The following is a 9967-nucleotide window of genomic DNA, read 5'->3' as shown; positions in this document are numbered from 1 at the left end:
GTACTATTGGCTATGTAGTGACCAATGCCTTCTCCGACTTACAAACCATCACGGTGAATGTAACGGGTTATGGTAGCTATGTCTTCAGCTTAGACGACGGTCCGAGACAAATCTCGAATGTCTTTGAGAATGTACCGTTGGGCGAACATACCATCACAGTTTGGGATACCAAAGGAGGTATGGACAACAGTTGTGATCCGTTAGTGATTAGTGGGGTTTCGATTATCGATTATCCGCATTACTTCACTCCGAATGGTGACGGTATTCACGATACGTGGAATATTGTAGGATTAAGTAGTCAAATCAACGCAAAAATTTATATATTTGACCGCCAAGGAAAACTCATAAAGCAAATCAGTCCAGCCTCGCCAGGATGGGACGGTACCTACAATGGTTACCTTATGCCTGGTACGGATTACTGGTTTAAAGTAGAATACCTTGAAGGGAATATTGTAAAAGAATTTAAAGCCCATTTCTCATTAAAACGATAATACAATGAAACTGAGACGTTTGTTCCTAATTGTAGGACTGCTACTTGCTAAACCCATTTTTTCACAGGAGATTTTACCGGTCTATTCCGATTATCTTTCTGATAACTATTTTTTACTACACCCTTCAATGGCAGGTGCTTCAAATTGTGCAAAGTTGCGTTTGACAGCACGTCAGCAATGGTTTGGACAAGAAGATGCTCCAGCGCTTCAGACTTTAAGTTTTAATGGAAGTTTGACGGATAAGGACGGTATGGGTATCATTTTAATTAATGATAAAAACGGTTACCACTCACAAAAAGGTTTTCGTTTGGCTTATGCCCACCACATTATGTTTTCAAGAGATAATATTGATTTAAATCAATTGTCATTCGGTATTAATGCTGGTTTTGCACAAAGTTTATTGGATGAAACGAGTTTTTTATTGAATAATCCTTCTTACGATCCAATTATTGACGGAACTATTGTTCAAAAAGCTTCTTATTTCAATATGGATATTGGTGCTTCGTATAATTACATGGATTTCTATGCCCATTTTACGGTTAAGAATGCGGTAGCTAATGCACGTCGTTTGTATACAGATCGTGAGCCAACCAATTTAAGACGTTTGTTGTTTAATATGGGATATACTTTTGGTGATACGGAAACTATTCAGTGGGAGCCTTCCTTCATGTTACAACATGTTTTCCAAACTAAGGAAACTACTGTGGATTTGAATGTGAAAGCGTATAAAGATCTTGAATTTGGAAAATTATGGGCGGGATTATCCTATCGCAGAAGTTTGGACGGTGCAGAATATATTGAAGGTGTATCTGTGAACAATCAGAAAATGCAATACATTACACCCATTTTAGGGGTAAATTATAAAAGTTTCATGTTATCTTATACCTATTCTCATTTGATGGGTAATGTGAAGTTTGATAATGGTGGTTTTCATCAAATCACGCTTGGTTTGAACTTGTTCTGCAAGCCTGAGAAATACCACTGTAATTGTCCTGCAGTGAATTAATAATCAACTCATAAATCCCGATTCGTCGGGATTCTTTTTTATATGAAAATAATAAAACCCGTTCGCGGAATAGCACCCGTCATTCCTGAAGATTGTTATGTTGCTGAAAATGCAACGATTGTTGGCGAAGTCACTTTTGGCAGTCAGTGTAGTGTTTGGTTTAATGCCGTTGTGCGTGGCGATGTACATTCCATAATAATAGGAAACAAAGTAAATATTCAGGATGGTGCCGTGATTCATGCTACGTATCAAAAACATCCAACGGTAATTGGTAATAATGTGTCCATTGGTCATAATGCGATTGTTCATGGTTGTACGTTGCACGATAATGTATTGATTGGCATGGGGGCGATTGTAATGGATGGCTGTGTGGTTGAAAGCAATTCGATTGTAGCGGCGGGTTCAGTGGTGACACAAAATACGGTGGTGGAATCAGGGACAATTTATGCAGGTGTACCAGCGAAGAAAGTAAAAGAACTCAATGCTTCGGATTTTGCTGGAGAAATAGAGCGCATTTCGAATAATTATGTGATGTACTCGAGTTGGTTTAAAGAAACAGAATAATACCTGATAAACCCTTGTTACGCCTCATTTAGCCCCGATTGCGCCGGTATCCTCACCTGACGTTAGGAAGGTGAGATAAAGGCAAAAGCGGGAAGGTAGGCGATAGTTGCATGGGTATGTGCTCCTAATTCACTAAAACGGCAACAAACTTCTGCCGTGCACGAGTACTTTTGGATTAATCAGAACAATACTAAATACTCCGGTAACAATCAGGAATTTTAGGATTAGGTGGAGCGTTAAATAATCTTTTTTTGCTCGTGATCGGCGGACAAATAGGCTAAAGCCAATGAGACCTAAAGTGGCACTGTAAAAATACAAATCCATATAGCCTACATCATACACTTCGATTAAAAAGTATAAGGGTACTAGGGTGAAAATCGTCAGTCCGGTTAAAATGGAATGCGCCATTTTTTCACCATATTTTACGGGTATGGTTTGGTAGTTATTGGCTAAATCACCTTGAATATTTTCAAGATCTTTAATGATTTCTCGCATTAAGATTAAAATGCCTAAAAAAGAGGCGTGAGCTATAATTTCGGGGTAGAAATTTTTGTAATACAATAATATAGCAAAGAAAGGGAGTACGGCTAGTAATGCCGCTGTGAGGTTGCCAATAAATACTTTTCGTTTTAATTTGTGGGAATACAGCCAAATCAGAAAAATATAGGCGGAAAAGAAACACACGGCTCGAAACGAAATGAAGCAGGCGAGTAGCGCAACGATAAAGTTTAAAGTGAAATAGACTTGAAGTTTTGTTTTTTGACTCACGAGTCGGTCCAACATCGATTTTGTGGGTCGGTTGATTAAATCTTTATTACTGTCGTAAAAATTATTGATGATATAGCCGGATGCAATGGTGAGCGAGGAGGCTAAAACGATGAGAAATAGTACGCCGTCTAAAACCACATTGAGAGCCCGTTTGTTAGGGGCAAAAATGTAAATAGCGGAAAGATATTGGGCCAATACAACAACAGGTATATTGTAGCCGCGAACCACAGAAAACATACTGATGATTTTCATCATCGTAAGTTTGGTTTTACGACTCAACATGGGGTTGTGTTAAAATTGGTAAACGACTTCGAGTTTGTAGTCTTTTAATGCGTTTTGCGCTTTTTCTAGATCTTGGGTAAACCCTAAGATGTAGCCACCGCCGCCAGAACCGCATAATTTTAAATAGTAGTCGTCGGTTTCAATTCCTTTTTGCCATACGCCATGAAATTGTTCCGGAATCATGGGTTTAAAGTTGTTCAAAACCACTTTTGATAGTTGTTTGGTATTGGCAAATAGCGATTTAAAATCACCGCCCAAGAAATTTTCAACACAGGCATCCGTGTATTTCACGAATTGATTTTTCAACATATTGCGGAAACCTTGGTCTTTCAAGTTTTCCATGAATATATTGACCATAGGCGCGGTTTCGCCTACAATACCTGAATCCAAAAGAAATACGGCGCCTTTGCCTTCTGCACTTTGTGAAGGAATGCCCGTTGCTTCGATATGGTCTTTGGAGTTGATTAAAATAGGAATACTCAAATAGCTGTTTAAAGGGTCTAATCCCGAACTTTTACCGTGGAAAAACGATTCCATTTGTGAAAAAATGGTCTTTAAGACTAATAATTTTTCGCGGGTTAGGTTTTCTAAAATGGTAATTTTATTCAAGGCATATTTGTCGTAGATAGCCGCTACTAAAGCACCACTACTCCCAACACCATAACCTTGTGGGATGCTGGAGTCAAAATACATTCCGTTGGCAACATCCGTTTTTAAAAGTTCCAATTGGAATTGAACTAAATCGGGTTGTTCGGTTTGTAATTGTTCTAAATACGTTACAAATTTTTGAAGACTTGCATTGGATTGGAGGGCTTCTGCAGACGTGTTGCCGTCGATTTTCAAAGCACCGTTGTAAAAATTATAAGGAATGGATAAACCTTTCGAATCTTTAATAATTCCATATTCACCAAAAAGTAAAATTTTCGAGTAAAATAGCGGTCCTTTCATAAGTTTCACTTGCTGTTAACGTTGAATTTTTAGTGCTCCGTTACCAATTTCATCACAAATATACTGCTCCTTTTGACAATAGCCAACTAATTCGCTCTGAATAAATTGCAAAACGGCTGCTTTATCGTTTTCGGGATACAAAACATGCACATTTGCACCGGCATCTAAGGTGAAACATAAGGGAATTTTTGTTTCTCGACGGAAGCTCCATATTTTATTGATGATTTCCAAGGTGTTGGGTTTCATTAATATAAAATAAGGCATGGAGGTCATCATCATCGCATGAAGCGTTAAAGCTTCACTTTCCGTTAATTGAATGAATTGCTCCAAATCACCTGTTGTTAAAACGTTTTGCATGGCCTTTAAATTGTCATGGGCTTGTTCAAAACGTCTTGTTGCATACGGATGATTGTGCATTAAATCATGACCGACCGTGCTGGAAACTTGCTTTTCTCCTTTATCTACCAACAAAATAGTATCTTGATAATGGTTGAAATTGGAGTGAATTTCATCTGGAAATTCAACACCATACAAGTCAGTACTCCCTTGAATGGTAGCATGTTCGCCCCAAACAACCACTTGTCCTTTCAAACTTCTGCAGGCGCTTCCCGAACCCAATCGCGCTAAAAACGAAGCTTTTTGCCAAAAATATTCCTCAGACATCGATGGGTTTGATTGGCGTTCTAAATCCATAAGGTTTACGGATAAAGCCGCCATTCCTGAGGCTGATGAGGCGATTCCTGAACTGTGTGGAAAAGTGTTTTGGGAATCAATACTGAAATGAAAGTGGGATAAATATGGACAATAGGGGAATATTCGTTGAAAAAAACTTTCAATTTTTGGATGGAAACTTTCTTTGGGTTGTCCTTCAAAAAGGAAATCAAATGAAAATTGTCCTGTATTTTTTTTGGGTTGAAAGTCAATTCCCGTGATTGTTTTGCATTGGTTTAATGTAAAACTGATAGATGGGTTGGCCGGAATTTGGTTTTCTTTTTTTCCCCAATATTTCACAAGGGCAATATTACTTGGAGCTGACCAGCAAGAAGATCCAGATAATGAATCATCGATGGAGGCCGTAAATTTAAAATCTGCGGTTGCAGGCATGGTTTATTTTTTACACAAAGATAAAAAGAAAATCAGCGTGACGTTTGGCTTTAGTATCTTTGTCCAAAAAAAGATATGCAACGGTATTTACGTATTGGTTTAGTAGTGATGACTTGCCTTGTTGTGGGTTATTTGTCAGGAATGGCAACACAAGAAAGTATAAAAACATGGTATCCTACATTGGTCAAACCTTTTTTTAATCCGCCCAATTGGGTGTTTGCACCGGTTTGGACCCTCTTGTATATTTTTATGGGAATAGCGGGCGGATTGGTATGGAATCAACAAAATGAGCATCCCGAAGCCGTAAAAAAAGGCTTTTTGTTTTTTGTGATACAATTGGGATTGAATGCCCTTTGGTCGTATTTGTTTTTTGTGTTATGCAATCCGTTATTAGCATTAATCGAGGTGGTTTTATTATGGCTAATGATTTTTGAAACGTATACTCAATTCAAAAAGATTCATGTGTGGGCTGCACGATTATTGGTGCCTTATTTGGCATGGGTAGGTTTTGCTACATTGTTGAACGCCGCCATTTGGTGGTTAAATCGATAAAAAAAGCCGTTCATTTTTTGAACGGCTTTTCTTTTTATATAAAGTATCGAAACTACTTCACGATTAATTTTTGAGTCAGTTTTAAACCACTAGTTGTTGCAATTTCCACCATATACAATCCTTGAGGTAATTCCTCAATTGAAATTGTACTATTTGATGTGTTTACATCGCGAACCTCTTTTACGGTTTTACCTAAAAGATCGTAAATAATAATGTCTTGAAGGGTTTCACCACTGTTGTTGGCAGCAAAAGTAACTTCATGGTCTGCTGGATTTGGATACATCACAAAAGCCACATATTCTTGACCATTAACACCAAGCGGAGCTGTGAATTTTGTAGTCCAAGTATTGGTAACAATCGCAGGATTACTATCAAAGAAAATAGAAGCGGTGTTGGGTACAATGGTTCCTACTTGGAATCCAGGATTGAGTCTCACGCGGAAAGTAACATAGCCTTTACTAGCATCCGGACTCACAATTTCAGGAACCAATTGGATATTTTCAAATTTCCATTCTACATGGTTTCCTTCACGTGTCATGATGTAATTGTGGCTCGAACTCACCATTCGGATGCTTTCTTGATCAATCAACGGACTCAAATCATCTTCTATACGAACGTCAATAGCATTCGCCGTTCCCATATTTTGGAAATGGATGGTGTAGAATAGATAGTCCGTTTGATTAAATGAACTGAATGGTATTTTATCTCCATGCGCTTCCATTTTATCGTTAGGATCCCATGAGTTCACCACAATTTGCGATAAAGAAGCGGAATTGTTTTGCGCATTGATATCATTAGCTGACGATACAGTAGCTGTTGCTGTCAATAATTCATTTAAATTAACTGTAGGAGTTGTGGGAACTGTTAAGTATACAATTAACGTAATGGTTTGATTCGGCTGTAAATTTGTAAACGCATACGTAAAACCATTAGTTGTTGCTACTGTTCCAGTTGGATTTACTGAAACTACTGAAATTTGAGTAGGACGTACGTAGGTAACTGTATCTGAAGCAGCTGCGATACCATTGTTTTTGATTAATAAACGCTGTGTATAAACCAATCCTGGTCTAGGAGGGGCTCCATAAGGTGTTAAACTCACTTCTACATCACTGTACGGTTGTGTATTGGTAATAGGGAAATAGAAAACTTGTGTGCCTCCATTAGCAGGAATATTTACATCGTTTACTGTAAAACCGTTGCCCGAGAAATAAGGCGCCGCTTCAGGCAGAATTTGATAACTAATGTCGTAAGTGTTGTTTGGATCGGTGTCATAAATCGTATACATGCCGGTTGGGGCATACACTAATAGATCAGTTCCTGAATTGTTTTGTTGTACAACAAAGTTTCCATTTGGGAAATTGGGTTCGCCAGCATCCTGTGTTCCGTTGTTATTGGAGTCCACAAATGCTACCACTAAAATTTTTGGTTGGTCGGGGGCACAAGTTACATTGGCTGTCCATCCACTTTGAACTACAGATCCATCACTTCTGAAAACAAACGTTAAACATCCGTCAGGGCTACTAGAAGTAAATGGGCCTGGAATTGCTGTTCCCCAATAACCGCCTGCTAAGCCTCCTGGGACATTGGCAGCGCCATTCGAACTAGGAATCATTGGTGAAGAAGTCGAGTTGCCATTGTAAACATATAAGGCATCCCAATTGGCTTCTGTGTTGAAGGTCGTAAAGGTAACTGTAACAATTTCTCCTGGTGTTGAAGGACAAATGACATACGTTTGATTTGAGTTGTTTGGATAATTCGCATTGGGTCCACCCGCATCTGTAAATGCACCACCACAAGCAGGTGGAGCTAATTGGGTGGATTGGTTAGGAAGGAAGGTACAAACACTCACGTCAGCGGCTGAACAAACGGTGCGAACATAAATATCATAACAAGTACCCGCCGATAGTCCAGTTAGTGAAGTTGGATTAACACTAGTAATAATACCTCCTGTTGAAGTAGTTGTTGGAGCTGGAGCCCCACAAGGAAGTACAAAAATTTCCCATTGGGTGTTGGTTGTTGAAGCTGCTGTCCAACTCACATCCATAGTGGTTTGTGTAATGTTTGAAGTGACTACATTGGTTGGACGAAGACAAGTTGGTGCAGGGCCGCAGATAATATCGGCTACCCATCCAATTCCATTTACTGTCGTATCACTTCGGAAGCGGAATGTTAAACATCCATCCGGTGAAGTAGAAGTAAAAGAAGGTAAGTTGCCGCCCGTTAACGTTCCCCACCAAGCACCTGGAATATTGCCTGGAACATTGCCTGCACCATTGGTACTTGGAATCATGGGTGCATTAATGGAATTACCATCAAAAACATAGAGTCCGTCCCAAAGCGCTTCCGTAGAGAAGGTTGTAAAATTAACGGTTACAACATCCCCTGGATTTGTTGGACAAATCGTGGTTGTGGAGTCGGTTGAATTCGCGTAATTCGCATTAGGTCCAGCTGGGTCAGTGAATGTGCCGCCACAAACGGGTGGTGCAATCAATGTTGTAATTGAAGTTGCCGTTGATGCCCAAGCACTCGTTTCGGTTGGGCTACAAACTGCACGAACAAATATATTATAACAAGTAGCCGCATTTAAACCAGTAAGTGTAAACGGATTTGTTGTTGCAATTGTTGTAGTGAAATTGGGGGTAGGGGCTGTTGTTCCGCAAGGAACTGCAACTACTTCCCATTGCGTTGTATTGGGGGAATTATTCGTCCAAGTTACAACAGCTGAATTACTAGTTACATTGGATGCTGTAACTACTGATGGAGGTAAACAATTGGATTGTGCTCCACAGCTTACATTAGCTACCCAACCTGCTTGAGTTACTGAACCATCGCTTTTGAATACAAAGGTAAGGCAACCGTCCACACTAGTTGATGTAAATGGGCCTGGGTTTGTTGTACCCCAATAGCCTCCAGCTGGACCAAGATTACTAGTTGGGATTGGGTTCGTACTCGCAATCATAGGTGCGTTGGCAGAATTACCATTATAAACATATAATGCATCATAATTGGTCTCTACTGCAAATGAAGTAAACGTAACCGTTACAGCTTGTCCAGGTGTGTCTGGACAAAGTACGTTGGTTACATTGGCACCATTCGCATAATTAGCATTGGCACCAGCGGGATCAGTAAATACGCTTCCGCAAGTTGTTGTGGTACCAGCAAGTGTAGTAAATTGCGATAAATTGTTCCAAGGAGAAGGAACTCCGTTACAAATCGATCGAATAAATACATTGTAAACCGTGCTAGGATTTAATCCCGTTGCATTAAAGTTGGTTGCAATAACAGGTGTTCCAGATGTTGTAGCGGCAGGTGAACCTGAAGCAACCGGTAGCACTAAAATTTGCCATTCTGTAGCTTGTCCGCCAATCCAAGCAATGTCTGCTGTGTTGGTAGTGATATTAGAAACAACCGCATTTGAAGGACTGTCACATCCCGGAAGATAAAAAGTATAACCCGTAGACCAATCACTTGTGGTTACAGGATCACAATATGTGCGAATGTATACCGTGTAAAAGTTATTTGAAGTCAGATTGGATGCTAAATACGATGGAGATGTCACAATTACACCCGTATCGCTAGGTAGCGGCGCCATCCCAGAAGTAGAAATAATAACTTCCCACTGCATTGCCGAACCGTTTGGGTCGGCCCAATTAATCAAAGCAGAACTTGAATTTAAGGTTTGCACAGTGATTTGTGATGGAGGCATACACACTGATTGGATACATTCAACTGCACCAGTCCATCCCGTATTATTTCCATTCGCATCAGAGGTGAATCCGTACGACAAGCTTCCCGATACATCCGAAGAAATAAAGGTGTATTGTTCTCCTGTTACATTGGTAATCGTTTGAAGAATAGGGTAATTGGGTGATGGGCCATTATAAATTGTAAGAACATCACCGTCATCAATGGTAACATTGGTTAATGTTAGAATTACGGTTTGACCCGGAATGGCACTGGATAAAACGGCCATATTATTTTCATTGTCTCCATAATTACCGTTCGGTCCTCCTGTGTCGTAAAAAATTTCACCACAATTGTAGGTCGTTTGAGCCAATAAAGAAAATGGGGCAACCAATAAGACTAATAAAGTCAGGAGTAGTTGTTTTTTCATATTTGGATAGGTTTTATCTACCAAATATACATTGATTTTTAAATAATTAACTATTGTAAATTATTATTTTAACAGATTCAAAGAGAATTTGAAAGATTTTGATCTGTTATGATAAAAAGTAATAAATCTCGATTTCAT

At 39.4% G+C, this 9967-nt stretch carries 8 protein-coding genes; 4 read left to right on the top strand and 4 right to left on the bottom strand.

Going from position 1 to position 9967, the window contains the following annotated elements; all coding sequences use genetic code 11:
• The 3 genes from EQG61_RS09965 to EQG61_RS09955 all read left to right on the top strand — a co-directional run.
• Positions 1 to 491, top strand: a 491-nt coding sequence (locus EQG61_RS09965; RefSeq protein WP_164974925.1) for a T9SS type B sorting domain-containing protein, incomplete at its 5' end; no start/stop codon positions are given.
• Positions 492 to 495: 4 nt separating this feature from the next.
• Positions 496 to 1497: a PorP/SprF family type IX secretion system membrane protein gene (locus EQG61_RS09960; RefSeq protein ID WP_129461770.1), complete on the top strand. Its 1002-nt coding sequence runs from the start codon at positions 496 to 498 to the stop codon at positions 1495 to 1497.
• Positions 1498 to 1539: 42 nt separating this feature from the next.
• Positions 1540 to 2061, top strand: coding sequence for a gamma carbonic anhydrase family protein (locus EQG61_RS09955; protein WP_129461769.1), 522 nt, complete (start codon positions 1540 to 1542; stop codon positions 2059 to 2061).
• 132 nt (positions 2062 to 2193) lie between these two features.
• On the opposite strand, the gene EQG61_RS09950 is transcribed toward EQG61_RS09955, so the two are convergent.
• The 3 genes from EQG61_RS09950 to EQG61_RS09940 are packed head-to-tail and all read right to left on the bottom strand — an operon-like array spanning position 2194 to position 5163.
• Positions 2194 to 3111, bottom strand: a complete 918-nt coding sequence (locus tag EQG61_RS09950; RefSeq protein WP_129461768.1) for a geranylgeranylglycerol-phosphate geranylgeranyltransferase — start codon at positions 3109 to 3111, stop codon at positions 2194 to 2196.
• 9 nt (positions 3112 to 3120) lie between these two features.
• A complete protein-coding gene (locus tag EQG61_RS09945) occupies positions 3121 to 4059 on the bottom strand; it encodes a mevalonate kinase family protein (RefSeq protein WP_129461767.1) in 939 nt (312 codons plus the stop codon).
• Positions 4060 to 4074: 15 nt separating this feature from the next.
• Positions 4075 to 5163: a diphosphomevalonate/mevalonate 3,5-bisphosphate decarboxylase family protein gene (locus EQG61_RS09940; protein WP_129461766.1), complete on the bottom strand. Its 1089-nt coding sequence runs from the start codon at positions 5161 to 5163 to the stop codon at positions 4075 to 4077.
• Positions 5164 to 5238: 75 nt separating this feature from the next.
• On the opposite strand from EQG61_RS09940, the gene EQG61_RS09935 reads away from it, so the two are divergent.
• Entirely contained in the window at positions 5239 to 5715 is a 477-nt protein-coding gene (locus tag EQG61_RS09935) for a TspO/MBR family protein (RefSeq protein ID WP_129461765.1), read from the top strand.
• Positions 5716 to 5767: 52 nt separating this feature from the next.
• On the opposite strand, the gene EQG61_RS09930 is transcribed toward EQG61_RS09935, so the two are convergent.
• On the bottom strand, positions 5768 to 9829 hold the full coding sequence (locus EQG61_RS09930; RefSeq protein WP_129461764.1) for a DUF7619 domain-containing protein: 4062 nt from the start codon (positions 9827 to 9829) through the stop codon (positions 5768 to 5770).
• Between the last annotated feature and the right edge of the window lie 138 nt (positions 9830 to 9967).

This window comes from Flavobacterium stagni (genome assembly GCF_004122105.1).
GTDB lineage: Bacteria > Bacteroidota > Bacteroidia > Flavobacteriales > Flavobacteriaceae > Flavobacterium > Flavobacterium stagni.
This window is presented reverse-complemented; position numbering and strand designations above follow the sequence as displayed.